21 protein-coding genes and 1 tRNA gene are annotated in these 22,802 nt (G+C 63.6%); 6 read left to right on the top strand and 16 right to left on the bottom strand.

What is annotated here, in order from left to right; genetic code table 11:
- The first annotated feature begins 228 nt into the window (after positions 1 to 228).
- Together CK226_RS23710 and CK226_RS23705 are read left to right on the top strand one after the other, a co-directional pair.
- Positions 229 to 1,560, top strand: coding sequence for a murein L,D-transpeptidase family protein (locus CK226_RS23710; protein WP_095793202.1), 1,332 nt, complete (start codon positions 229 to 231; stop codon positions 1,558 to 1,560).
- 8 nt (positions 1,561 to 1,568) lie between these two features.
- A complete protein-coding gene (locus tag CK226_RS23705) occupies positions 1,569 to 1,808 on the top strand; it encodes a sulfurtransferase TusA family protein (RefSeq protein ID WP_179301114.1) in 240 nt (79 codons plus the stop codon).
- A gap of 16 nt (positions 1,809 to 1,824) precedes the next feature.
- Here the strand turns inward: CK226_RS23705 and CK226_RS23700 are convergent, their stop codons facing one another.
- The gene (locus CK226_RS23700) at positions 1,825 to 2,934 is read right to left on the bottom strand and encodes a GTP-binding protein (RefSeq protein WP_179301113.1); all 1,110 of its coding nucleotides are present in this window, start codon (positions 2,932 to 2,934) and stop codon (positions 1,825 to 1,827) included.
- 68 nt (positions 2,935 to 3,002) lie between these two features.
- On the bottom strand, positions 3,003 to 4,169 hold the full coding sequence (locus CK226_RS23695) for a D-alanyl-D-alanine carboxypeptidase family protein (protein WP_095793199.1): 1,167 nt from the start codon (positions 4,167 to 4,169) through the stop codon (positions 3,003 to 3,005).
- A 253-nt stretch (positions 4,170 to 4,422) separates the two neighbouring features.
- Here CK226_RS23695 and CK226_RS23690 point away from each other — a divergent pair, with 253 nt between their 5' ends.
- From CK226_RS23690 to CK226_RS23680, 3 genes are all read left to right on the top strand, one after another.
- On the top strand, positions 4,423 to 5,586 hold the full coding sequence (locus CK226_RS23690; protein ID WP_095772362.1) for a M20 aminoacylase family protein: 1,164 nt from the start codon (positions 4,423 to 4,425) through the stop codon (positions 5,584 to 5,586).
- Between the two features lie 84 nt (positions 5,587 to 5,670).
- Positions 5,671 to 5,747 (top strand) — tRNA-Arg (locus CK226_RS23685).
- 135 nt (positions 5,748 to 5,882) lie between these two features.
- Positions 5,883 to 6,425, top strand: a complete 543-nt coding sequence (locus tag CK226_RS23680) for a cytochrome b (protein ID WP_245437822.1) — start codon at positions 5,883 to 5,885, stop codon at positions 6,423 to 6,425.
- Between the two features lie 46 nt (positions 6,426 to 6,471).
- Here the strand turns inward: CK226_RS23680 and CK226_RS23675 are convergent, their stop codons facing one another.
- Both CK226_RS23675 and CK226_RS23670 read right to left on the bottom strand, forming a co-directional pair.
- Positions 6,472 to 6,894 (bottom strand): YqaA family protein, encoded by a 423-nt coding sequence (locus CK226_RS23675; RefSeq protein ID WP_095793197.1) that lies wholly within the window; start codon positions 6,892 to 6,894, stop codon positions 6,472 to 6,474.
- Between the two features lie 6 nt (positions 6,895 to 6,900).
- Positions 6,901 to 8,409 (bottom strand): multicopper oxidase family protein, encoded by a 1,509-nt coding sequence (locus CK226_RS23670; protein WP_095793277.1) that lies wholly within the window; start codon positions 8,407 to 8,409, stop codon positions 6,901 to 6,903.
- 166 nt (positions 8,410 to 8,575) lie between these two features.
- Here CK226_RS23670 and ugpC point away from each other — a divergent pair, with 166 nt between their 5' ends.
- Positions 8,576 to 9,661: a sn-glycerol-3-phosphate ABC transporter ATP-binding protein UgpC gene (ugpC, locus tag CK226_RS23665; RefSeq protein ID WP_095793196.1), complete on the top strand. Its 1,086-nt coding sequence runs from the start codon at positions 8,576 to 8,578 to the stop codon at positions 9,659 to 9,661.
- A 37-nt stretch (positions 9,662 to 9,698) separates the two neighbouring features.
- On the opposite strand, the gene CK226_RS23660 is transcribed toward ugpC, so the two are convergent.
- The 12 genes from CK226_RS23660 to CK226_RS23605 form a co-directional block, all read right to left on the bottom strand.
- A complete protein-coding gene (locus CK226_RS23660; protein WP_095772225.1) occupies positions 9,699 to 10,541 on the bottom strand; it encodes a carbohydrate ABC transporter permease in 843 nt (280 codons plus the stop codon).
- Positions 10,538 to 11,422: a sugar ABC transporter permease gene (locus CK226_RS23655; RefSeq protein WP_095793195.1), complete on the bottom strand. Its 885-nt coding sequence runs from the start codon at positions 11,420 to 11,422 to the stop codon at positions 10,538 to 10,540. Before CK226_RS23655 ends, CK226_RS23660 begins: the two co-directional genes overlap by 4 nt.
- Before the next feature lie 58 nt (positions 11,423 to 11,480).
- On the bottom strand, positions 11,481 to 12,755 hold the full coding sequence (locus CK226_RS23650; RefSeq protein ID WP_095793194.1) for an extracellular solute-binding protein: 1,275 nt from the start codon (positions 12,753 to 12,755) through the stop codon (positions 11,481 to 11,483).
- Between the two features lie 114 nt (positions 12,756 to 12,869).
- Positions 12,870 to 14,375: an alpha-N-arabinofuranosidase gene (locus tag CK226_RS23645; protein WP_095793193.1), complete on the bottom strand. Its 1,506-nt coding sequence runs from the start codon at positions 14,373 to 14,375 to the stop codon at positions 12,870 to 12,872.
- Positions 14,376 to 14,479: 104 nt separating this feature from the next.
- The gene (locus CK226_RS23640; RefSeq protein ID WP_095772221.1) at positions 14,480 to 15,406 is read right to left on the bottom strand and encodes a transcriptional regulator; all 927 of its coding nucleotides are present in this window, start codon (positions 15,404 to 15,406) and stop codon (positions 14,480 to 14,482) included.
- A 147-nt stretch (positions 15,407 to 15,553) separates the two neighbouring features.
- Positions 15,554 to 15,907: a cupin domain-containing protein gene (locus CK226_RS23635; RefSeq protein WP_095793276.1), complete on the bottom strand. Its 354-nt coding sequence runs from the start codon at positions 15,905 to 15,907 to the stop codon at positions 15,554 to 15,556.
- A 140-nt stretch (positions 15,908 to 16,047) separates the two neighbouring features.
- Positions 16,048 to 16,941: a sugar phosphate isomerase/epimerase gene (locus tag CK226_RS23630; protein WP_095793275.1), complete on the bottom strand. Its 894-nt coding sequence runs from the start codon at positions 16,939 to 16,941 to the stop codon at positions 16,048 to 16,050.
- Between the two features lie 69 nt (positions 16,942 to 17,010).
- The gene (locus CK226_RS23625) at positions 17,011 to 17,949 is read right to left on the bottom strand and encodes an ABC transporter substrate-binding protein (protein WP_095793192.1); all 939 of its coding nucleotides are present in this window, start codon (positions 17,947 to 17,949) and stop codon (positions 17,011 to 17,013) included.
- An 80-nt stretch (positions 17,950 to 18,029) separates the two neighbouring features.
- Positions 18,030 to 19,022 (bottom strand): ribose ABC transporter permease, encoded by a 993-nt coding sequence (locus tag CK226_RS23620; protein ID WP_095787919.1) that lies wholly within the window; start codon positions 19,020 to 19,022, stop codon positions 18,030 to 18,032.
- A complete protein-coding gene (locus tag CK226_RS23615; RefSeq protein WP_095793191.1) occupies positions 19,019 to 20,563 on the bottom strand; it encodes a sugar ABC transporter ATP-binding protein in 1,545 nt (514 codons plus the stop codon). The genes CK226_RS23620 and CK226_RS23615 overlap by 4 nt, the downstream gene beginning before the upstream one ends.
- Entirely contained in the window at positions 20,560 to 21,939 is a 1,380-nt protein-coding gene (locus CK226_RS23610) for a carbohydrate kinase (RefSeq protein ID WP_095793190.1), read from the bottom strand. The genes CK226_RS23615 and CK226_RS23610 overlap by 4 nt, the downstream gene beginning before the upstream one ends.
- Positions 21,936 to 22,718 (bottom strand): DeoR/GlpR family DNA-binding transcription regulator, encoded by a 783-nt coding sequence (locus CK226_RS23605; protein WP_095772216.1) that lies wholly within the window; start codon positions 22,716 to 22,718, stop codon positions 21,936 to 21,938. The genes CK226_RS23610 and CK226_RS23605 overlap by 4 nt, the downstream gene beginning before the upstream one ends.
- Positions 22,719 to 22,802 lie beyond the last annotated feature (84 nt).

Genomic DNA, 22,802 nt, shown 5'->3' with positions numbered 1-22,802 from the left:
CAGCGGACAAGGCCATTGGAAGCCCCGCGCGCGCGGCAATGTGGCGGCAATGTGCAATTTCGCCACAAAAATGCCGCCGGATTCGGGTCAATGAAATTGCCGTGAGGGGTTGGTCGACGCTTGCGGTAAGGAATTTTCAAGGTTAACGGGCTTACGGTCCGTCGGTGTTCAGCATATGGGCTCGGCAGTTTCGCAGCCTGGCCCGAGGGAAAAGACATAGCCGTATCCATGTTTGCCAAGCTCGCCCGCACCGGAGTCCTCGCCGCCTCGATAGCCATCGCCGGCTGCAATGATTCGTCGATGAAGGACTTTGCCCCGGAAGCCAACAAGCCGCTGCCGGACAAGATCCTTGCCGACATGAAGGCCAAGGGCATGGTGCGCACCTCCTCGGTGATGGCGCGCATCTTCAAGGAAGAGGGCAAGCTCGAGATCTGGAAGGCCAAGACCAATGGCCGCTACGACATGGTGGCGAGCTACGACATCTGCAAATGGTCGGGCAAGCTCGGTCCCAAATACACCGAAGGCGACCGCCAGGCGCCTGAAGGCTTCTACACGGTCCGCCCGTCGCAGATGAATCCGCGCTCCAACTACCATCTGTCCTTCAACATCGGCTTTCCCAACGCCTATGACCGCGCCAACGGCCGCACCGGCCAGAACCTGATGGTGCATGGCGCCTGTTCGTCCTCGGGCTGCTATTCGATGACCGACGCGCAGATCGAGCAGATCTATGCCTTCGGCCGCGACGCTTTCCAGGGCGGCCAGACCGAGTTCCAGGTTCAGGCCTTCCCATTCCGCATGACTGCCGCCAACATGGCCCGCTATCGCAGCGACCCGAACTACGAGTTCTGGAAGATGCTGAAGGTCGGCTACGACAATTTCGAGGTCACCAAGGTGCCGCCGAAGGTCGATGTCTGCGAGAAGCGCTACGTCTTCAACCAGGTCGCCGCCGATGGCCAGACATTCGATCCGACCGGACCATGCCCGGCGACCACCCAGCCGGACTCGCTGAAGAGCGCCTACAACGCCTATCAGAGCACCTATGACGCGGCCTTCAACAGCGCGCTCAAGGCAAGCGTGCCGCCACCGAAGCCGACCATCGCCGGTATCAAGGAAGCCAGCATCGTCTCCGACTGGTCGAAGCGCCGGGCGCGCGGCGAGCGCGTGCCGATCGATCCGCCTTCGCTCAACAATGACGGCACGGTGACCGAAACGGCGCGCATGGGCCGCATCGATTCGCCGGCCGGTCGCAAGATGGCGGCACTCGACGCCGAAAAGGCCGCCAAGCAGAAGGCCGACGAGCAGAGGCTGGCCGCCATAGAGGCCGCCAAGCAAGCCAAGGAGGCCGCAAAGGCACAGGCGCTGGCCGAAAAGGAAGCGGCCAAGGCGCAAGCCGTGGCGGCAAAGGAAGCGGCCAAGGCCGCCAAGGAAGCCCCGGTCGCCACCGCCACCATAGCCGCCCCGACGGAGGCCGCGCCGGAAGCCGAAACGCAGGCAGCGAGCGCCGATGAGAGCCGGGTGACCAAGCTGAAGAACAAGCTGCTCGGCATGTTCGGCGGCTGAGCTTGGTCTTGGCCGGGGATACCGCTGTCTACGATCTGAAAGGGCTGAACTGCCCTTTGCCGGTACTGAAGGCAAAGAAGCGGCTGGCGGGAATGCAGCCGGGCAGTCGGCTGTGGCTCGAGACCACCGACCCGCTCGCTGTCATCGATATTCCCGCCTTTTGCTCCGATGCCGGCCACCAGCTCATTGAAACAGCGGCGGTATCAGGCGGCCATCGGTTCCTGGTCGAGCGTGGCGAGACCGTCTGAATTTCGGTGTGAAGCGCTATCTTCCGGCGATCGCCAGCGGATTGTTCTCCAGCGCCGCGCGGTCGGGTGTGTCGATCGACGGCCGGTTGGTGAAGGCGGCGAACAGCCTGCGCACATAGTCTTCCGGCATGTCGAGTGTGATCAGCACCAGCCGCGTGCCGCGCTGGCCGTCCGGCCAGGCGGGCAACCTTGCCGGCGGATGCAGGATCTTCTGCACGCCGTGGATGACCAGCGGGCGTGACGGATCTTCGCTGAGTTCGATCACGCCCTTCATGCGCAGCAGCTTCTCGCCATGCGTCGAACGCAACAGGTCGAGGAACATTTCTATCGCTGAAAACGGCACCGGACCGTCATGGACAAGCGAATAGGAGCGCACGCGGGAATCGTGGCGATGGCCATGCCCATGACTGTGATCATGGTCATGACCATCGTGGTGATGGTCGTGGTCATGCGCCGCTTCCTCGCCGAGCCAGCGGCGCACATCGGCGGATTTGGTGGCGGGATTGTAGAGGCCGCAATCAAACAGCCCCGCCACGCCGGTCGTTGAATGGCCGGCATCAAGCAGTTCGGCACCCGGATTGATCTGCCGCAGGCGCGCCCGCAGCGTGTCGAGATCGCCGGCATCCGTCACCAAGTCGGCCTTGCTCAGCACGATGCGGTCGGCGACGGCGACCTGCTTGACCGCCTCGACATGGGCATCGAGCGTGGCATTGCCATTGACCGCATCGACCAGGGTGATGACGCCGTCGAGCCGGAAAGCCTGGACGAGCGCAGGATGCGCCATGATCGACTGCAGCACCGGCGCCGGGTCGGCCAGACCCGTGGTCTCGACGATGACGCGGGCAAGCCGGACGATACGGCCGGTCTGCAGCCGGTCGACCAAATCGGCCAGCGTATCGACCAGTTCGCCGCGCACGGTGCAGCACAGGCAGCCGTCGGAAAGCTGGATGATGCCGTCGGAAGCCTGCTCGACCAGCAGATGGTCGATCGCCACCTCGCCATACTCGTTGATGATGACCGCGGTGTCGGCCAGCGCCGGGTCCTTCAACAGCCGGTTGAGCAGTGTCGTCTTGCCGGCGCCGAGGAAGCCGGTCAGCACCGAGACGGGTATCGGGAACCCATTCATCAGGCTCTGTCTCTTTGTTTGAGCATGATCTTTTCCGAAAACCGGATTCCACTGTTCGGGATCATGCTCTAGTTCGCGACCTTGACCGGCTGGTCGCCCTGCGCGGCGGAACCGGCAACGGCCGGACCGGAGCCGGTCGGCGCCGGCCGATCGGGCCGCCAGCTCGGGATCGGCACGTCGGCATATTCCTGGCCGCCCTGGTCGAGCATCGCCTTCGGCGCCGGGCCGGTGGCGCCGCCGAGGCCAACGGCGACTAGCGTCGGCACATGGTCGAGCTTTTCCTGATAGGGCGATTTCGGCGCGTCCTTGGCAGCGGCCGCCGGCGGCGCCTCGGACTGCTCCTCCTTCGTCTTCTTCTTGCAGACCTCGTCATGCATGTCGTTGGGCGAAACCGTGTCGCCATAGGGCGCCAGCGTGGCGACGGTGGCCGAACCGGCCGTGGGCGTGTCAAACCCCTGGTCGAGCAGTTTTGCCGCGGTTTCGGCGCGGCTGACCGCCGACTTCTCGCCCAGCACAATCGCGACCAGCGTGCGGCCGTTGCGCGTCGCCGAACCGATCATGTTGAAGCCGGAAGGGCAGACGAAGCCCGTCTTCATGCCGTCGGCGCCGGGATAGCGGCCGATCAGCAGATTGTAGTTCGAAATGGCCTTCTTGCCGACCGCAAGACCTTCGATCGAGAACCACGGCGCATATTGCGGGAACTCGCGGCGGATCGCCATCACCAGCACGGCGAGGTCGCGCGCCGTCGTGTACTGGTCGGGCGAATAGAGGCCGTTCGGATTGACGAAATGGGTGCCGTTCATGCCGAGCCGTGCTGCTTCGGCATTCATCCTTTCGGCGAAGGCGGCCTGCGAGCCGCCGACATTCTCGCCGACAGCCATGGCGATGTCATTGGCCGATTTGACCAGCATCATCTTCAGCGCATTGTCGAGCCGCATCACCGAGCCCGGCTTGAAACCCATCTTGCTTGGCGGCTCACCGGCCGAGTGCTTGGTCACCTTGATCGGCGAATCGAGCTGGACCTCGCCGGCCGCGATCGCCCGGAAGGTCACATAGGCGGTCATCAGCTTGCTCAGCGAGGCCGGATACCAGCGTTTGAAGGCATCCTGGTGCTGCAGGATCTGGCCGTTCTTCAAATCGAAGACAACCACCGGATTGGCCAGCGCCGGTCCGGCCAGGACCGACAGCATGATCGCGCCAGCCGAGAATAGTTTGAGGAAATGCCTGTGCCGCATGATCTAATCCGAAATCGCCTCTTGCCCTGATTGCCCCTGGCTCCGTAAGATTTCGTTACGCGACCGCCAGCACAATGAGTCCGACCCTCAAAAACGGACCACATCGGTGCGGTGCTATTTACCCTATGTGACGCCAACATGGCAAAGTGCCTGACAATCACAATTCCAAAGCCCCGGCACAATTGCAAAACCCCGGGCACAATTGCAGAAGACCAGGCTGAAGCCGGCTGCTCCAACAACGAATGGAACCATCATGCCAATCCTGAACCGCGCCGCTGAAATGCAGGACGAAGTCGCCGGCTGGCGCCGGCATCTGCACCAGACGCCGGAGCTGAACTTCGATGTCTTCAAGACGGCGGCTTTCGTCACCGAAAAGCTGAAAGAGTTCGGCTGCGACGATGTGGTCAGCGGTCTCGGCAAGACCGGCGTCGTCGGCATCATACGCGGCCGCCAAGGCGAAGGCGCCACCATCGGCCTGCGCGCCGACATGGATGCGCTGCCGCTCAACGAAATCACCGGCAAGCCCTATGCCTCGACCGTTCCCGGCAAGATGCACGCCTGCGGCCATGACGGCCACACGGCGATGCTTTTGGGTGCCGCGAAATACCTCGCCGAGACGCGCAACTTCGCCGGCTCCGTGGCGGTGATCTTCCAGCCGGCGGAAGAAGGCGGCGGCGGCGGCAACGAGATGGTCAAGGACGGCATGATGGAGCGATTCGACATCTCCAAGGTGTTCGGAATGCACAACATGCCGGGCCTGCCCGTCGGCCAGTTCGCCATCCGTCCTGGCCCCATCATGGCGGCGACGGCCGAATTCACCATCACCGTGAAAGGCAAGGGCGGTCACGCCGCGATGCCGCACGGCACGATCGACCCGATCGTCATCACCAGCCAGCTGGTCGGCGCGCTGCAGACGATCGCCTCGCGCAGCACCGATCCGGTCGAGGCCGTGGTGGTGTCGGTGACCAAGTTCCATGCCGGCGACGCCTACAACATCATCCCGGAATCGGCGGAGATCGCCGGCACCGTGCGCACCTTGCGCAAGGAGATCGCCAAGAAATCCGAAGAGCGCATCCGCACCATCTGTGACGGCCTGGCGACCGCTTTCGGCGCCAAGATCGAGATCGACTACCAGGCAAACTACCCCGTGACCTTCAACCATGCCGATGAGACGGTGTTTGCCAGCGATATAGCGGCCGATGTCGCCGGCGACGCCCATGTCCACCGCGGCATCCAGCCGGTGATGGGCGGCGAGGATTTCTCCTACATGCTGGAAGCCCGCCCCGGCGCCTTCATCTTCATCGGCAATGGCGACACCGCCGGTCTTCACAACCCGGCCTACGATTTCAACGACGAGGCCATCCCGCACGGCATGAGCTACTGGGTGAAGCTGGCGGAAACCGCGCTGGCCGCGTGATGAGCACTGCACAAGAGGCCGGCCGATTGCATGCGGCCGGCCTCTTGGCGAAACGGTCCGAAGCGGTTATGTGTCGGGCCGCGTGGTCCCGTAGCTCAGTAGGATAGAGCGGCAGATTCCTAATCTGTAGGTCACAGGTTCGATTCCTGTCGGGATCACCATGCATTTTCAAGTGCTTGGCGAAGAAGTACTGTACCTCTTTGCGAAATCAGGTCCGTTGAAGAGGACGAAGACATCACGCCCTCATGCGCCCCCTTGATAGATGTCGGGCCGCGAAGGTGAGCGGGAAACCTCGCTTGCATTGGCATTTCGGCATTCGTCTGCTGCATTGGCTGACCGTGGCGGCGCTCGCGGCGCAAATCGCTATTGCCTTCGGGCCGATGCGGGGGCCGGGCATGGCGATGATGAACTGGCTGCCGCTTCACATGTCGATCGGCGCGACGATCCTGGCCATCATCGTCCTCAGGCTTTGCTGGCGCAGCTTCACCCGGGCCCCGGCCAGGCCAACCTCACGGTTCGTGCGGTTCGCGACGGCTTTCTTCCACATGTTACTCTACGTCACCATCCTCGCCGTCCTGATAACGGGATGGCTGGGCTACCGGCCAATGCCTTTCATGCCCCCCGCACGGCTTTTTGGAACCTTGCCCGTGCCGCTGGCGCCATCGGTTGGCGCGCTGTCGGCAAGGGGTTTCGCGTTCGTGCATCAGAAGCTGGTCTGGATAATGCTTGGACTTGTCGGCATTCACGTCCTGGCTGCCACGGTGCATTTGGGGCTGTTGCGCGATGGCGTCATGCGAAGCATGGTCTTCGGCCGGCCGAAAACGGCCTCGCGCGGATGACAATGCTGCTTGCGGTCGATGATGTGGAGATGGCTCACGCCGTCGCCTACAACCCTGCCGCGACGATCACCGCATAGCGTGCAGCCTTGCCCGTCGCGACAAGAGCGACGAACACACCGAGGTTCGTACGCGCAGCGCCCGCGGCAAGGGTGAGAGCATCTCCGACATCCGGCAGCCAGGCAAACAAAAGTGTCCATTCGCCAAAGCGCCGGAACGTTCGAGACGCCTGCTCGTAGCGATCGGCGGTGACCGGAAACCAGCGCCTGTTGCGCAGCCCGTCAATGCCACGCCCCAGAACCCAGTTCAACACGGAGCCGAGCGTGTTGCCGATCGTTGCCACCATAAGGAGCAGCCAGGGGTCACCGCGGCCCGAGACGACAAGGCCGGCGAGCACCGCCTCCGACGAAACCGGCAGGACGGTTGCGGCGAGGAAGGCGCTGAGGAACAGTGCGCCATAGAGCGCCGCCACGCCGGACTATGCCTGCACGTCGACTACGCCCATCATGCCGAGCTGCTCATGCTCGAGGATATGGCAGTGATACATCCTCGGCCCCGGCCGGTCCTGCCGCAGCAGCAGCCTTACCGTCTCCCCGCGCGCGACATTGACGGTGTCTTTCCAGGCGCGATAGGCCGGCTTTGATACGTTGCCGCCGCGTTCGTGTTCGATCACCTGGAACTGCGTCCCATGCACATGGAATGGATGATCCATGTCCGCCTCGTTGACGATCTCCCAGAGTTCGACCTGACCGGCCTTGGCGACCACGTCGATGCGCTTCATGTCGAAAGCGGCGCCGTTGATGAGGAAGCCCATCTCCATGCCGCCGGCGTTCATGGCCATGGTTTCGGTGAAGACGAACCGGCGGCTGACAGCCGGAGCGCCGAGTTGCGCGATCGGCCGCAGCCTGTCGGGAATTGGCGGAACTGGGTCCGCCTCGGTCTGCGAGACATTGACCGTCAGCAACGTCAGTCCGGCATCGGCTGGTCGCCCGGGACCCATCCAGCCGCGGTCATAATCTTGCGTGGTAAGCGCGGCCGCGCCGGGCTTGTTGAAAGAGACGACCAGTTCGAGCCGTTCCGCCGGGCTGAGCAGGATGTCGCCGGCCGCGACCGGGATCTCCAGCAGACCGCCGTCGGTTCCGATGATTGTCATCGCCGCGCCGTCAAAGGAGAGCCGCAGAAAGCGCGCGTTGGTCGCATTGTAAAGCCGGAAGCGCCGCTTCGCACGAAAGGGCACCGTCAGTGTGGGATTCTTCTGGCCGTTGACCAGCACATGGTCGCCGACGCGCCCGTTCATCAGGTCCGTCATCGTGTTGTCGGGCAAGCTGCCATCGGCCGCAAGGCGCAGGTCGGTGAACACCAGCACGGTATCGCCATAGGCGGCCGGGATCGGATCGGCCTTCGGCTTGACCACGAACGCGCCGGCAAGGCCGCGGTAGACCTGCTCGGCGGTCTTGCCGTGCGGATGCGGGTGATACCAATAGGAGCCGGCGCTGCCTTCCGGCAGATCGAAACTGTAGGTGCGGTCGGTGCCGGCGACGACCGGGTCCATCGGGTTGCCGTCCTGATCGGCCGGCACCGGCATGCCGTGCCAATGAATGGTGCTTGCCTCGTTCGCGATCCGGTTGGCGAAGGTGATCTCGACGCGGTCGCCCTCGACTGCCTCGATCAGCGGTCCGGGGCTGGTGCCGTTATAAGCGAGGATCGGCGTGTCCAATCCCTCCGCAAAACGTGCCGTGGCGGACCCGGCCGTCAGCGTCGCCTTGAACAGGCCCGGCCTGCTGGCTTGGTTCGCCAGCAGGGGCAATTCGCGTAGCGCCTCGCCCTCGGGCAGAACCACCGTGCCTTGCGGCACGGCGGCCATATCGTGACCTGAGTGACCGCCCATATCCATGCCGGGCATGTCGTCCATCTTCATCTGCGCTACGGCACGCTTGCTCACAAGAACCGTCGCAAGACCTGCCGCCAGAAAACCTCGCCGATGCATCTTTCGTTTCCTCGACCAGTCGTTGAACACCCAAGGGCAATCCTAGAAGACTGCCGATGCCTGGCCAGGTCAATGCGGCGTTTGGGCCGCCTGATCGACTCGGCGCCCATAGTTCCTTGACATCGGGTATTTATCCGAAATTATGTAGGAAAGAAGGATCGCAGGCATGGCCGGAATCGCGCTTTCGGGCGTATCAAAGCACTTTGGCACAGTCGAGGTGATCCGCGACGTGAGCTTGGACATTCAGCCAGGAGAGCTGGTCGTGTTTCTCGGTCCGTCCGGTTCCGGCAAGACGACGCTGCTGCGGATGATCGCCGGCCTCGAAAGCATTGACGAAGGCACGCTGACGATCGACGGGGTGCGCTCGGAGAACCTTGCGCCGGGCAGGCGCAACGTTGCAATGGTCTTCCAGAACTATGCGCTTTACCCGCATATGACGGTCGCGGAGAACATGGCCTTTGGGCTGAGGAACATTCGGGTCGCGCCGGATGTCATACGCCATCGGATCGGTGAGGCTGCGCGTATCCTGGAGATCGAAGCGCTGCTTCAGCGGCGGCCGTCGCAGCTCTCTGGCGGGCAGCGCCAGCGCGTGGCCATCGGGCGTGCGATCGTCAAGGAGCCCAAGGCATTCCTGTTCGACGAGCCGCTCTCCAATCTGGACGCGGCGCTTAGAGCCCGCACGCGCGTCGAGCTTGCCGAACTGCATCAGCGTTTGAAGTCGACGATGATCTACGTCACCCACGACCAGGTGGAAGCGATGACGCTCGCCGACCGCATTGTCATCCTCAACAATTGCCGGATAGAGCAGATGGGCAGACCCGTCGATGTCTATGCACGTCCGGCGTCGCGATTCGTCGCGACCTTCGTCGGGTCTCCGGCGATGAACATTCTGCCTGTCACGGTTTCGGGCTCGGGCGACAGGCTCAATGCGCGCTTGACCGACGGATCGCTGGTCGAACTTCCCAGCGCGCAGGTCAACATGGACTGGCACGAACTCGGGGTGCGGCCGGAATCGCTGACTGTCGTCGCCGAAGGCGGTGAAACATCGGCCACGGCCACCGTCGTCGAGCGCCTTGGCGAGCGAACGCTGGTCTATGCGCGGCTTGCGGATGGGACGCAGGTCACGGCACAGGACCGTGGGCTTTCGAGCGTCAAACCGGGCGACGCCGTTCGGCTGAAGCTCGACACCACGGCCTTGCATCTCTTCGCCGCGGACGGATCGGCCTGGCACGCGGGCGCTGACGGGGCCTGAACCTGCCGAGCCTAAATCCGGTTCCACGCGACGCGCTTTAGCCCTTGATGCCTGCCGAGAGCGTTATCGCTTCGGTTACCCGGCGCTGGAAGAAGAGGTAGGCCAGTGCCACCGGAAGGCCGGCCAGTACGGCTGCCGACAGCTGGCGCGCGTAGTAGACACCGAAGGCGTCATTGACCTGCGTGATGCCGACGGTGATCGTCATCATCTCGGTGCGGGTCACCGAGAGGAACGGCCATAAGAACGCATTCCACGTCCAGATGAAGCAGACGATCGACAGCGCCGTCGTTACCCCCCAGTTCATCGGCATGTAGATCTTGAAGAGGATCCCGAATTCAGACGCATTGTCCATGACCGCGGCCTCGCGGAAGTCCTTCGGAACCTGGTCGAAGAACTGCTTGTACACGATGATGATGACGGGGTGGATGAGCTGCGGCAACATGATCCCGGCCCAGCTGTTGAGCAGGCCAAGGTTGGCGACCAGCACGAAATGATTGATGATCAGCGCCGAAGTCGGCACCATGAAGGAGGCGAGGATCAAATACCACAGCGCGATCCGCCCCGGGAACCGCAACTGCGAGATCGCGTAGCCGCACAGCATCGAGATGAAGATGGTGATGATCGTCACGCCGACCGCGACCGCCACCGAATTGACGTACCAGGCGCCGATCTGGGTGGTGGTCAGGGCGTCAATGTAGTTCTCCAGCGTCGGCGTCTCGGGCCAGAGTTCGATGTAAGGCCGGATGACCTCGTCGTCCGGTTTGAGCGATGAGATCACGCCCCAATAGAGCGGGAACGCCCACAGGATGGCCCAGACGAGCGTCAGCGCCGTGATAATCCCGCCCCAGACGTTCCAGCGTTTCGCTGCCATGGCGTTCATCGGCGCCGCCTTTCGGCAAACCGGAGCAGTTGGAATTGCAGGACCGAGACGACCACCACGAGCACGAAGAGGGTGACGGCGACAGCCGCCGCCCTGCCTCCCTGGTTCTGCTGGAAGGCCTTCTGGAAGACGTAGTAGACAAGCACCATATTGTCGTTCGGCCGGCCGCCTATCGAGAACAGATAGACCTGATCGAAGATCTTGAGCTGCAGGATGAGCTGAATGGTGAATACCAGCGAGGTGATCGGCCACAGCAGGGGCCAGGTGATACGCCGGAAGGTCGTCCATCGCGTCGAGTTGTCGAGTGCGGCGGCTTCGTAGATCTCCATTGGTATGGACCGCAATCCGGCGAGGAAGAGGAGGATCGAGAAGCCCGCGGTCCACCAGATCGTCACCCCGGCCACCGCAGGCAAGAACCAGACGCGCGACTTGAAGACCGGCACGCGCGGGATTCCCAGCCAGTCCAGCACATGCATCGCGATCCCGAACTGGAAATTCAGCGTCCAGTCCCAGATCAGATAGACGACGGACACCGGCAGTATGTAGGGCAGGAAGAACAGCGCCAGCACGATCGCCTGGAACCGGCCCTTGAGACGTGAAACGCCAAGCGCGATCAGCAGGGCGATGAGTGTCCCGGGGACGACCGTCATCACCACGAAGTAGGCGGTATTCCAGAGCGCGCGCCGGAACATCGGGTCGTTGTCGAGCCGCAGGTAGTTGTCGAGACCGACCCACCGCCCCGTGCCGATCAGCGGCGCATCGGTGAAGGAGATGCGAAACATCTGGACCGTCGGATAGACGAACGCCAGCAGGTAGATCGCCAGGAAGGGAGCGACCAGCACCAGCGCGACAAGACGTTCAGTGCGGGAGTTGCGAAGCATGGCTCTTCCTCGAACACGGCTGGGGCCGCCCTGGGCGGGCGGTCCCAGCCTTTGAGCCCTACATGCTGTTCAGCTCTTCCTTGATGGATTTCACCGCCTCGCCTGGGTCCATCTCGCCGTTGAGGGTCGGCACGAAATAATTGGACATGATGTCGAAGATCGGCCCGGCGACACCGGCCTTGGTCGACTTCGGATCGAAGATCATGTTGGCCGTCAGCGTCGAGTAGGTCGCATTGGGCTGCATTGCCTTGTATTCGGCCGTCTCGGTGACTGGCTTGTACGCCGGGATGTGGCCTGCCGTCGCCCAGAACAGCGAGTGCTTGTCCATCCATGAGATCACCTCGAGAACGGCGGCACGCTTTTGCGGGCTGATCTCCTTGCCCTTGTTCTTCGGGATTGCGAACGAATGGCTGTCCGCATACGTGCATGGCTTGTCGAAGATCACCGGGATCTCGACGGCGCCCCAGTCGAACAGCTTGCCTTGCTTGGCGAGGTCGGTCATCGTGGGAACTTCCCAGACGCCGTTGATCATCATTGCGGCCTTGCCCGAGGTGAACAGGGCGACGGTTGCGGGATAGTCCGTGTAGGTCGACTGCAGCCCGGCCTTCGTCCACCCTTGCAGGACTGTCAATGCGTTCGCCAGCTTCTTGCCGTTGTCGCCGGCGAGGAACTCGTTGCCCGTCAGAAGCTCGCCGCCTTGCTGGCACACCAGCGAGTAAATGGTGCGGTACATGAAGTTGCCGTCGGCGGTGACGCTGCCCAGCGGGAACTCGACGCCGGCATCCTTCAGCTTCTGCAGTGTCGCGGTGAATTCCTCCTTGTTTTTCATGCCCATGGGACGGCCGTCGTCGCCGAGCACGCCTGCCTTCTTCAGAAGGGCGCGATTGTAATACAGGACGATCGGATGGGTATCGAGCGGCACTGCGTATTGCTTGCCGTCGACCGTCACGGCGCCCATCGTCGTCTCGGCGAAGTCCGAGGCCGAGAGGCCCATCTTGCTCATGTCGTCGGCGGTGATTTCTTGTAGAATGTCCTGGCTCACCGCCAGGGGGATGCGGCTGGCGTGGTAGGTCATGACGTCTGGCGCCTCACCGACCGCCGCCGAGGTCTGCACCTTCGCGTAGAAGGGCGTGCCCCACTCCAGCGTCGTGGCGTCGATCTTGATCTTGCCGGCGTGAGCGGTGTTGAAGTCGGCGATCATCTGCTTCATGCGCACACCGTCGCCGCCGCCGAGGAAATCCCACCACATGACGGTTTCTTCGGCCTGGGCCGCGACGGCCCAAATTCCTCCGGCCGCAACCACCGCTATGGCCATCATCCTGCGAAAGTTCATCTCAGCTTCCTCCCGAGTACGGCGGTTAGATCCGCCTTGAACGTTTCAATGCTACACCAAACCAATCCGCCTGCAACGGATTTTACGGTATGTATCTGATGGTCGGATATTAACTCAGAGCGTCACGCGCACCATCGAATAGGAGTGCGGCGGCAAGTTCAGCGTCATTCCCTTGCTGCTGAGCGTTGCCCCATTGCCTTTGACCGGTGATACGTTGTCCGGCGCCTCCTTCGTGTTGCAGGCCTCGAGATCGTCATGACGGATGATCGTATGCTCGATGGACTTGGCGGCGAACCGCTCGAGGGCGATTTCGGCCTCTATCGTCTCGGACCCATGCCGGTTGATTGCGAAGAAGGTCAGCGTGCCGGCGTTCGAATCGTGCACGCCTGCTATGTCGAGCCATGGCACCTTGTCGGCCGCGGCCGCGTCATAGGTAGGGACCTCGACCGCGAGCTGCAGCGCGGTGCCGCGGCCGTGCCTGGAGGCCAGCATGAAAGGCCAGTAGATCGTCTGCCTCCAGGCGCTGCCGCCGGGATCGGTCATGATCGGCGCGATAACGTTCACCAGCTGCGCAATGCAGGCGATGCGAACAACATCCGACCGGCGGATGAAGGTGTTGAGGATGCAGCCGACCTGCAGCACGTCCTCGAAATTGTAGATATCCTCCAGAAGCCTGGGAGCTTCCGGCCAGTCCCAGCTGCGCATGCGCGCGGCGTCCTGCTTGCGCTGATGGTACCATACGTTCCACTCGTCGAAGGAGATCTTCACGTCCCGCTTCGAGCGGGTCTTGGCCTTCACGTAGTCGATGATCCCCGCGACCGTGCCAATGTACCGGTCGAGCTTGGCCGGAAGAGCGAGATATTCGGCCGTATTCTTCTCGTAGTTCTCGAAATACATGTGGAGAGAGATGTAGTCGACCTGATCGTAGGTCGCCTCCAGCACGGTCGCTTCCCACTGCGGATAGGTCGGCATATTGGAATGCGACGAGCCGCAGACGACCAGTTCCACCGTCGGGTCGAGGCCGCGCAGGGCCTTGGCGGTCTCGTTGGCGAGATGGCCGTATTCGCTCGCCGATTTGTGGCCGACCTGCCAGGGGCCGTCCATTTCATTGCCGAGACACCAGAGGCGGCAGTTCCAGGGTTGCGCGCGTCCGTTCTTGGCCCTGAGGTCGGACCAGTAGCTGCCGCCCGGGTGGTTGACGTATTCAACGAAGGCCCGCGCCTCGTCGAGGCCGCGGGATCCGAGATTGACGGCAAGCATCATCTCCGTGCCGGCTTTTTCGGCCCAGTCGGCGAATTCGTGGATGCCCACCAGGTTCGGCTCCGTGGTGCGCCACGCAAGATCGAGCCGCCGCGGGCGGTTCTCCTTTGGGCCTATGCCGTCTTCCCAATTATAGGCGGACACGAAGTTGCCCCCTGGGTAGCGGCAAATCGGAGTGTCGAGCGCACGCACCAGCTCGATCACGTCCTTGCGCATCCCCTCCGCGTCCGCTTGCGGGTGTCCGGGCTCGTAGATGCCCGTGTAGACCGCCCGGCCAAGATGCTCGAGAAACGAGCCGTAAAGGCGTTTGTCGATATCCGCGACGGCATAGGCCGCGTTCGCCGTGACTCTGGCCTTCATGATCCCTCCCACTGCGGATTATCAATCCGACTTTCTGATCTATATCCGTGTCGTGGATCAGTTAAGGGTCGAGTTCGTCCGCCCGTCAAGGGCCAAATATGCTCTCAGGCCTTCAGCAGGCGCAGGACGATGTCGTTGCTGTAATTGCCGAAGCCGCTGCCGAAGATGTTTATGCCGCCGGGGTGACGGGCATCATCCTTCACGCCGATTCGTATCCGGATCGAGCGGTGCCGCTCGAGCTCCAGATCAGCCAGCGAGCATTTGGAAACCTTGGTGTTGTTGCGATAGGTGCCGTTGTTCGTGACGCGCCAGTGTGCGAGGTCGCCATACTGTGATCCGGCCAGCTTCCACCAGCCGGGCGTATGCTTGCCGCGCTTGTCGCCATAGTCGGCCGGCGCCGTCCAGGTATCTATCTCGTGTCCGTTGATCGCGACCGTGATGTCCGACGGCCAATCCTTCGATGTGCCCGGCACCTCGGACGAAAGCTCCATCGCCAGCTCCAGCCCGCCAACTTTGGCATTGGCAAGCGTCGCATTGTTGGGAAACTGGTATTCGACGAAGCCGCGCGTGAACCACAGCAGCCCGGCCCGCATACGGTCGGGATCAAGGAAGGTGTCGGGCACATCGAGAAGTCCGATGACGCCGTCCTTTGAACACAGGCCGCAGGGAGCGGAAACTTCGCATCTTGTATAGAGCCCAAGCGGCATCGCCACTTCTATGACGCCGAGATCCTGCGCCGGGGTGCGGTCCTTGAAGACGACAACCAGCTCGGAGAAGGTCGAATAGCAGACCTTCTGGCTTCCCTTGCGCGCCTTCTGTGATTTCGTCTCGATCAAACCGACATCGACAAGAACCTGGATGTTTGCCGAAATCGTCGATTGCGGAAGACCCAGTTCTTCGGCCACCTGATTGACGTTTTTCGGCCCCTTGCGGTGCAGCAGTTCGAGAATCCGGACCCGAACCTCGCTCGCCAGGCTCTTCAACAAGTCGAGCCGCTCAAGCGGATCGACAACCATGATTTCATTCGACATATGGCCCCGCACTGGTCACACGGGTTATGTATCAGCAGATCAGATACAAATAAAGCCACGGCGTTGTAAATCGAACCGCATGGTCCCCGCCACTTGCAGGTCGGCCCATTGCCGACCTGCCAGCTTGGCACAACCGAGGCGGCCGGCTCAGGCCACCCGGACGACGAAATGCTTGGTCACCGGCTCGATGATCTTCCAGGTTCCCTTGAAATCGGCTTCCACCACGAAAGCGTCGCCGGGGCCGACTTCGACCGGTGTGCCGCCGTCGGGGGTGATGATGATGCGGCCGGCGATCATGTGCACGAACTCATAGTCGGTGTAGGTCGCGTGATAGGTGCCGGGCGACGCCCGCCAGGTTCCCGACATCACCTTGCCGTCCTCCGTCGTGTGCTGGACAGCGGTTTGCATGGTCGGGTGGCCTTCGACCACGACCCAGCCAGGCAGGTCGCCGGCTTCCGCGTGTTCGACGGGGCCGAATTTGAGGATCGTCTTGTTCGTCATGCCGGGTTCCTTCTGCTTCATGTGTCGCGGAGGTCGGATAGCCGATGCATGGGACCGGGGCAATGCATGCACCCCGGGAACGAAAAGCGTTTACGCATCCAGGCATCACGCCTGCGGGGGGCCTGCCGCCCGCGGCCGCCCTACGCCTTGTGACGGGCCGAGACCAGTTCCGCCTTGCGCCGCGCCGTCTCCAGCCCGAGGCCGATGAAAGCGCGCGCGTGCTTGGCGAGCGCCATATTGTCGGTCCACAGATTGCGCCAGATGGCGGTCTTCTTCGACAGGTTCTCGTCGACGATCTCCGACGAGAAGGATTCGAAGCTGAGATCGTCCGCATAGCCGATGGCGGTCAGCGCATCGAATATCGCTGCAAAATCGATATTGCCGGTGCCGAGGAAGCCGCGATGGCTCTCGCCGATATGGACATAGCCGATCTTGCCCGCGGCGTTGCGGATGGCCAGCCCGACATCGGCTTCCTCGATGTTCATGTGGAACGTGTCGAGATGCAGGAAGATGTTGTCCGAGCCGGTATCCTCGATGAAGGCGAGACCTTGCGCGGCGGTGTTGAGCAGGTTGCTTTCGAAGCGGTTGACGATTTCGAGATTGAGCGTGACGCCGGCCGCCTTCGCCGTCTCGGCGACCTTGGCCAGCGTTGCGGCGCTGCGGGTCCACTGGTCGCGCGTCGGCGCTTCGACCTGCAGGCCATGGCTTGCCGACAGGATGCCGGCGACCTTGCGGCCGCCTAGATCGCGCGTCAGCGCGATGGTCTCGTTGAGGATCTCGACGCCCCGCGCGGCGACCGCCTTGTCGGCGCTCGATATGTCACCGCCACCAGGCAATCCGATGCTGATCGCCACGCCGAGGCCGAGATCGGCGATGCGTTTGGCAAGCCCACCAATGTCGACATTGGCCGGGTCGAGATAGGAGAACTCGATCAGATCGAAGCCGGCCTCCCTGGTGTTGGCCAGCGTGCGTTCAAGCTCGCTCTGTGCCGAGCTTGCCGACCAGACGAAAGAATGGATTCCGATGCGCGCCATGATCGTCTCCGGTTCGCGGTGATGAAGAAAGGCGCGGCCGGACAAGTCCGGCCGCGCCTGTTGGAGTGATCAGCGGGCCGCGGTCCAGCCCTTGTAGTCCTTCAGGTTCTCGGCTGTGATCAGCTTCGGATCGAGAAGCACTGTGGCCTCAGCCGGCTTCTTGCCGGCAAGCAGCTCGGCCGCCATCGTCAGCGACTGGCCGGCCATCACATAGGGATCCTGCGAGGCCGAGGCCTTGATCATCGAGGAGCCGGACGAGAGCTCCTTTTCGATATCGGGCGCGCCGTCGACCGCGGTGAAGATGAATTCCGAGCGGTTGAGCTGCTTGGCGGCAAGCTGGGCGCCGATCGCCGTCGGATCGTTGATGGCGAACACCGCGTCGATCTTGTCGAAGCGGGTGAGCAGCGACTGGAACACTTTCAGGCCGCCGTCGCGCGAACCTTCGGCGTTCTGGTCGTCGGACAGGATCTTGATGTCGGCATGCTGCGAGAGCACGTTCTTGCAGCCCTTTACCCGCTCCAGGATCGACGACGATGCCGGACCGTTGAGGATGACGTAGTCGCCCTTGCCGCCGGTATGATCGACCAGGTACTGGCAGGCTTCCTCGCCGGCCTTGACGTTGTTGGTCATCACGGTGACGTCGGCGCCCGGCGCCGAAACGTCGAAGGCGGCGACGATGATGCCGGCGGCCTGTGCCTTCTTCACCGCCGGCGCGATCGCCTTGGCGTCCACCGCGTTGAGCATGATCACGTCGACGCCCGCGGCAATGAAGGAATCGACCTGCGAGACCTGCTTGTTGAGATCATAGTCGGCCGATACCGACGTCACCTCGACCTTCGGGTTGATCTTCTTGGCCGCGTCCTCGATGCCCTTGATGGTGGCGACGAAGAAGGGGTTGCCGAGCAGGCCGACCGAGATGCCGACCTTGTTGAGGTCCTTGGCCGATGCCGGCGCGATGGCGGCGGCCGCGAACGCGGCGCCGCAGAGCAGTTTGGCGATGGTCTTCATTACGCTTACTTCCTCCTGATGCACCGAGCCTCTCACGGTGCGTTACACAAGCCGGTCTTTGATGCCGGCGACCAGGTCACTCACGTTCTCGCCCCTGCCTGGAGCCGGTAGCGGTCGAGGGCGACCGCCACGATGATGACCAATCCCTTGATGATGTACTGCCAGATGTCCGAGACACCGGCCAAGATGAGCCCGTTGGAGAGCACCGCGATGATCAGGCCGCCGATCAGCGTGCCCCAGATCGAGCCGACGCCGCCGACGAAGCTGGTGCCGCCAAGGATGACGGCGGCGATGGCGTCGAGCTCGTAGGACTGGCCGAGCTGCAGGCCGTTGGCGGCGTAAAGCCTTGCCGCCGACATGGCGCCACCGAGCCCGGCGAGCAGGCCGGACACGCCATAGACGAAGAGCAGCACCAGCGGCACCTTGATGCCGGTCAGCCGCGCCGCCTCGGCATTGCCGCCGACGGCATAGATCCAGGTGCCGAGCACGGTGCGCTTGAGCACCAGCCAGGACAGCACGACGACCGACAGCGCGATGACGACCAGCCAGGGAATGCCGAACAGCGAGCCATTGCCGATGAAGTCGAAAGGCAGGTCCGAGTTGAACACCGTCGTGTCCTGCCCGAGCAGGCGGGCGATGCCGCGCACGGCCGTCAGCGAACCCAGCGTGACGATGAACGGCGGCAGCCTGATATAGGCGACGAGCAGCCCGTTCACGAGCCCGAAGCCGAGGCCGACGAGGATGGCCGCCGGCACGCCGAGCAGACCCCAGTCAGGCACCAACGACACCAGCACCGCCACCATCGCCGACGCGGCGAGGATGGAGCCGACCGACAGGTCGATGCCGCCGGTCAGGATGACGAAGGTCATGCCGGCGGCAAGCACGATGTTGATCGACGATTGCTGCGTGACGATGAGCAGATTGGTCTCGGTGAGGAAGCGGGGATTGATGAACTGGAAGCCGGCCGCCAGCAGCACCAGCACCGGCAGCATGCCGAGCGCCGCGAAGGTTGTGCGCAGCCGCCGGCTCCTGACCGCCGCCTGATCCACGCTCGTCGTCGTTCTGTCGGTCATTCCTGGGCCGCTCCCGTCGCAAGTTCCATGATCGCCTCCTGGCGCAGCGGCTCGCCTCCGGATGCCGTCACCTCGCCTGCTATGGAGCCGTCGCGCATCACCAGCACGCGGTCGGCGACGCCGATCACCTCGGGCAATTCGCTGGAGATCATCAGGATGGCGATGCCCCGGTTGGCGAGGTTGTCGATCAGCCGGTAGATTTCCGACTTGGCGCCGACATCGACGCCGCGCGTCGGCTCGTCAAGGATGACGACCTTCGGCTCGGTCTCCAGCAGGCGGGCGAGCAGCACTTTCTGCTGGTTGCCGCCCGACAGCGAGCCGGCATTGGCCTGCGCCGAGCGGGTGCGGATCGACAGGTCCGCGATGGCTTTAGCCGCGCGCCTGTCGGCGGCGCCGAAGTCGCGCAATCCGCCGGTCCGCGCGTCCCTGGCCAGCACGCCCATGCTGATGTTGTCGGAAATCGACATGTCGAGGAACAAGCCGAGTTCCTTGCGGTCCTCGGTTAGGTAGGCGATGCCGGCGTCGAGCGCTTCGCGCGGCGAGCCGATTGAGATCGGTTTGCCGTCGAGTTCCAGCGTGCCGGCGCTGCGCCTGTCGGCGCCGAAGATCAGCCGGGCGAGCTCGGTGCGGCCGGAGCCGACAAGACCTGCCAGAGCCAGCACCTCGCCCTTGTGCAGGTCGAACGAGCAGTTCTTCAGCAGACGTCCGTCGGACATGCCGCGCACCGAGAGTGCGATGGCGCGCTTCGCGTCCGGCGGACGATGATCCTTCTTGTAAAAGGCGGAGAGATCGCGGCCGACCATCATCGACACCAGCCGCGAGGCGTTGAGGTCGGCGCGCTCCAGTGTGCCGACATAGCCGCTGTCGCGCAGCACGCTGACACGGTCGGCGAGCTGGTAGACCTCTTCCATGCGATGGCTGATGTAGATGATGGCGATGCCATGCGCCTTCAGCGTCGCGATCACCTCGAACAGGCTGTCGGTCTCGCGCGACGTCAGCGACGTCGTCGGCTCGTCCATGACGATGATGCGCGCATTGGTCGACAGCGCGCGGGCGATCTCGACCAGCTGGCGCTCGCCGAGCGACAGGCTGGAGACCAGCGCACGCGCCGAGAAGGAGACGCCGAGCCGCGCGATGATTTCGTTCGCCCGCCGGTTGCACTGATCGCGGTCGACAATGCCGAAGCGCCGCGGCTCGTTGCCGAGGAAGATGTTCTGCGCCACCGTCAGATTGGGCGCCAGAGACAGCTCCTGATAGATCACCGCGATGCCAGCGGCGCGAGCCTTGATCGGATCGCCGGTCGCGGCGGGCACACCATCGATCAGGATCTCGCCGCCGGCATCCGGCCGATAGGCGCCCGACAGCACCTTCATCAGCGTCGACTTGCCGGCGCCGTTCTCACCCATCAGAGCATGCAGCTCGCCGGCTTGGACGGTGAGCGAAACATCCTGCAAGGCGCGGATCGCGCCGAAGGTCTTGGAGATGTGCCGCATCTCCAGCACCGGATGGCCGCTTGCCCGCTTTTGTGCCGCCGCGCTCATCGTGCACCACCCGCCGCCTTGATGGCGTCGCCCCGCCCGCCAACGCGATCGCGCCAGGCGTCGCGATAGCCGGCAAGGCCGGCGAAGCGTGCCGCATGCACCGGCTCCGGCGCCTCGGCGGCGAAGTCGCGTCCGACGCCCTCGAAGGCAAGTGCTGCCGCGCCCGTGGCGCTGCCCTCCAGCGTGGCGCCCTGCAGGAAGGCCTGGCCGGGACGCAGCTCAGCCAACACTCCGGCAAGCAGGCCGCCAGCGTTCAGCCCGCCATCGACGATGACGGTGCCTTGAGAATGGATGAGGTCAAGGCAGAGATCGACCATCAGCGCCACATAGAGCAGCGCCGCCGCGGCGCGTTCTGCGGCATCGGGCGTGCGCCCGACCAGGCGGCCGGGATGGTCCGGCATCGGCCCGCCCGGCGCGAAGCTCGGCAGCGCCATGATGCCGGCATCGATCGCTTGCTGGATCGAGCCATGCGGGATCGCGCCTTGCCAGTCGCCGCTGATGGCGGCGAATTCGCGCCCGCCCATGAAGCGGATGGTCGGCACCGGGCCGCCGTCGACATCGACATTGACCAGCATGTCGCGGTCACGGTCGAGAACGTCCAGCGGGCAGTCGGGATTGAGCACGACGACCCAGGTGCCGGTCGACACCACGGTCAGCGGGCCAAGCTCCTGGCGGCGATAGGCATGGAGCGCCGCATTCGAGTCGTGGACGCCATTGTGGATGGCGATTGGCCGTGCCGCTCGGCCAAGACGCCGCTCGCCGATGACCGCGCCGGCGCGCGCGAAGGCCGGCATCTGGCGGCGCCAGCCCTCGGCATCGACCAATGAGGAAAAGTCCCGTTTGCGCGGCGCCCACAAATGCGAATGACAACCGAGATAGGATACCTCCGAGACCGGCCTGCCACCGAGGCGCCAGCTCCAGAACTGGGGGTAGCCGAGGATCGATTTCGCCGCCGCGAACGCATCGGCATCGACGTCCTGCAGCCACAGCATGTGACGGCCATAGTTGAAGCCGAGCGGCAGGCGGGGCGAGAACGTCTCGGCAAAATCCGGAATGCGGCGATCGATCCGGGCAGCGATTTCGGCCGGCGGCTCCTGTTCGTAGTCGAGGATCGGATGCGTCAGCGCCGCGTCGTCCACGAGGGCGAAGGTGCAGCCATGGCCCGACACCATCACCCCTTCCACGCCATGGTTTTCGACCGCGTCCGTGACGGCAGCGAGCGCCCAGTCATGGAGGGCGGCCTCGTCGAGCACGCTGAAGCCGTCCTGGCGCATCCATTTCGGCTGGGTCCGGCGCTCGTCGAGGATGCGTCCATCCTGGCCGAAGACGAACAGCTTCGAATTGGTCTTGCCAAAATCGAGCACCGCCACTTTCACGGGACGGCTCCCGTGGTGGACGCGATCCGCACCATGACGCCGGCATCCTCCAGCATGCGCGCATCGGCATCCGAAAGACCGTCATCGGTGATCAGCGTGCCGATGCGCGACAGCGGCAGAGCGACATTGCGCGCGTGGATCGACAGTTTTCGGCTGTCGGCCAGCACCACGATCTGGTCGGCGCACAGGCTGAGATCGACAATGGAGCGCACCAGCAGCGGATGCGATTCCAGCACGCCTTCCTGGTTGAGGCCTTGCGCGCCGAGAAAGAATTTCGACGCGTAGAAGGGCGTCGCCTGGACCGACGAATGGATGATGCCGGGTTCGCGATGCAGCTCGCCGCCGGCAACGGTCAGGCTGCAATGGCCATGGTCGCTCAGATAGGCCGCGAGCGGCATCGAATTGGTGTAGAGGCGGATGTTGCGCTCGGCGAGCTTGACGCCGAGATGGAAGCAGGTCGAGCCGCCATGGACGATGACCGCGTCGCCGTCGCGCACCATGGTCGCCGCGATGGCCGCGATCTGCCGCTTGGCCTCGACTGCGAGGTCACGGTTCTCGTCATAGGGCCGGGCATAGGCAACACCCGCATGCGATGCGCCGTCGAGCGCGGAAATCCCGCCATAGACCTTGCGCGCCTCGCCGGCCTCGTCGATCCGGTCGATGTCGCGCCTGACCGTCGCCGCCGAAACGCCAAGCCGCTCCTGCAGCTCGCGCACCGAGGCGAACGGGCGGTCCCGCAGCAGTTCGACGATCTGACGCTGGCGGCCGGAGTCGCTCAACTCTTTTCCTCCCAATGCCATTTTCCACGGCAATTGGTGCAACTTACTCAACATTAGTCAGATTGCAAGCTGGTTTTGATGATA

Source organism: Mesorhizobium sp. WSM4311 (genome assembly GCF_002295115.1).
Lineage (GTDB): Bacteria > Pseudomonadota > Alphaproteobacteria > Rhizobiales > Rhizobiaceae > Mesorhizobium.
Note: the sequence above shows the minus strand (reverse complement) of the source record. Positions and strands in the feature narration are given on the sequence as shown.

Bases quoted from the DNA above. Each gene is read 5' to 3' on its own strand.
- CK226_RS23655 (WP_095793195.1), bottom strand. From the start codon at position 11,422: ATGCTTCGCAACTCCCGCACTGAACGTCTTGTCGCGCTGGTGCTGGTC.
- CK226_RS23615 (WP_095793191.1), bottom strand. From the start codon at position 20,563: ATGAGCGCGGCGGCACAAAAGCGGGCAAGCGGCCATCCGGTGCTGGAG.
- CK226_RS23700 (WP_179301113.1), bottom strand. From the start codon at position 2,934: ATGAATGGGTTCCCGATACCCGTCTCGGTGCTGACCGGCTTCCTCGGC.
- CK226_RS23645 (WP_095793193.1), bottom strand. From the start codon at position 14,375: ATGAAGGCCAGAGTCACGGCGAACGCGGCCTATGCCGTCGCGGATATC.
- CK226_RS23695 (WP_095793199.1), bottom strand. From the start codon at position 4,169: ATGCGGCACAGGCATTTCCTCAAACTATTCTCGGCTGGCGCGATCATG.
- CK226_RS23650 (WP_095793194.1), bottom strand. From the start codon at position 12,755: ATGAACTTTCGCAGGATGATGGCCATAGCGGTGGTTGCGGCCGGAGGA.
- CK226_RS23630 (WP_095793275.1), bottom strand. From the start codon at position 16,941: ATGGCGCGCATCGGAATCCATTCTTTCGTCTGGTCGGCAAGCTCGGCA.
- CK226_RS23640 (WP_095772221.1), bottom strand. From the start codon at position 15,406: ATGTCGAATGAAATCATGGTTGTCGATCCGCTTGAGCGGCTCGACTTG.
- ugpC (WP_095793196.1), top strand. From the start codon at position 8,576: ATGGCCGGAATCGCGCTTTCGGGCGTATCAAAGCACTTTGGCACAGTC.
- CK226_RS23625 (WP_095793192.1), bottom strand. From the start codon at position 17,949: ATGAAGACCATCGCCAAACTGCTCTGCGGCGCCGCGTTCGCGGCCGCC.
- CK226_RS23670 (WP_095793277.1), bottom strand. From the start codon at position 8,409: ATGCATCGGCGAGGTTTTCTGGCGGCAGGTCTTGCGACGGTTCTTGTG.
- CK226_RS23660 (WP_095772225.1), bottom strand. From the start codon at position 10,541: ATGAACGCCATGGCAGCGAAACGCTGGAACGTCTGGGGCGGGATTATC.
- CK226_RS23620 (WP_095787919.1), bottom strand. From the start codon at position 19,022: ATGACCGACAGAACGACGACGAGCGTGGATCAGGCGGCGGTCAGGAGC.
- CK226_RS23635 (WP_095793276.1), bottom strand. From the start codon at position 15,907: ATGACGAACAAGACGATCCTCAAATTCGGCCCCGTCGAACACGCGGAA.
- CK226_RS23690 (WP_095772362.1), top strand. From the start codon at position 4,423: ATGCCAATCCTGAACCGCGCCGCTGAAATGCAGGACGAAGTCGCCGGC.
- CK226_RS23710 (WP_095793202.1), top strand. From the start codon at position 229: ATGTTTGCCAAGCTCGCCCGCACCGGAGTCCTCGCCGCCTCGATAGCC.